This is a genomic window from Streptomyces sp. NPDC044061 (assembly GCF_056434305.1).
This window is the reverse complement of record NZ_JBWKFL010000184.1, coordinates 1-1,388: the sequence shown is the minus strand read 5'-3', so window position 1 is coordinate 1,388 and position 1,388 is coordinate 1. Positions and strand designations below refer to the sequence as shown.

At 72.0% G+C, this 1,388-nt stretch carries 1 protein-coding gene; it reads right to left on the bottom strand.

Annotated elements, in window-relative coordinates; all coding sequences use genetic code 11:
- The coding region (locus AC07CM_RS50980) for an acetyl-CoA carboxylase biotin carboxylase subunit (protein ID WP_478883374.1) at positions 1-1,388 on the bottom strand (1,388 nt) is incomplete at both ends.

The following is a 1,388-nucleotide window of genomic DNA, read 5'->3' as shown; positions in this document are numbered from 1 at the left end:
GCCTCGGCATCGGCCGGGGCCGCGAACGGCTTGATCTCGTTGACGAACTCGGTCTCGATCCACCGGGTGTGGACCGTGAAGGGGTCCTCGGAGCCGGTCAGCTCCGGGCCGAACGCCGCGTCCCGTACCACCGCGCGGTGGAAGGGGATCGCGGTGGCCATGCCCTCGACCTGGAACTCGTCCAGGGCGCGGGCGGCCCGCTCCAGGGCCTCCTTGCGGGTGCGGCCGGTGACGATCAGCTTGGCCAGCAGCGAGTCCCAGGCCGGGCCGATGACGCTGCCGGACTCCACGCCCGCGTCCAGGCGGACGCCCGGGCCCGAGGGCGGGGCGAAGGCGGTGACCGTGCCGGGGGCCGGCAGGAAGTTGCGGCCGGGGTCCTCGCCGTTGATCCGGAACTCGAACGAGTGTCCGCGCAGGGCGGGGTCGTCGTAGCCGAGTTCCTCGCCGTCGGCGATGCGGAACATCTCGCGCACCAGGTCGATGCCGGCGACCTCCTCGGTCACCGGGTGCTCCACCTGCAGGCGGGTGTTCACCTCCAGGAAGGAGATCGTGCCGTCCTGGCCGACCAGGAACTCACAGGTTCCGGCGCCCTCGTAGCGGGCCTCCTTCAGGATGGCCTTCGAGGCCCGGTACAGCTCCGCGACCTGCTCCTCGGACAGGAACGGCGCGGGCGCCTCCTCCACCAGCTTCTGGTGGCGGCGCTGCAGCGAGCAGTCACGGGTGGAGACGACGACCACGTTGCCGTGCTTGTCGGCCAGGCACTGGGTCTCCACGTGCCGCGGACGGTCCAGGTAGCGCTCCACGAAGCACTCGCCGCGGCCGAACGCGGCCACCGCCTCACGGACGGCGGACTCGTACAGCTCGGGGACCTCTTCGAGGGTGCGGGCGACCTTCAGGCCGCGGCCGCCGCCACCGAAGGCGGCCTTGATCGCGATGGGCAGGCCGTGCTGCTCCGCGAAGGCCACGACCTCCCCGGCACCGCTCACCGGGTCCGGGGTGCCGGCCACCAGGGGGGCGCCGGCACGCTGGGCGATGTGCCGGGCGGCGACCTTGTCGCCCAGGTCGCGGATCGCCTGCGGCGGCGGGCCGATCCAGTTCAGACCGGCGTCCAGGACCGCCTGAGCGAAGTCGGCGTTCTCCGACAGAAACCCGTAACCAGGGTGGATCGCGTCCGCACCGGACTCACGCGCGGCGTTCAGCACCTTGTCGATGTCCAGGTAGCTGGTGGCTGGAGTGTCACCGCCCAGGGCGAACGCCTCATCCGCGGCGCGGACATGCAGAGCGTCCCGATCCGGGTCGGCGTATACGGCCACGCTCGCGATCCCGGCGTCCCGGCAGGCCCGGGCCACGCGGACAGCGATTTCGCCACGGTTGGCGATGAGCACCTT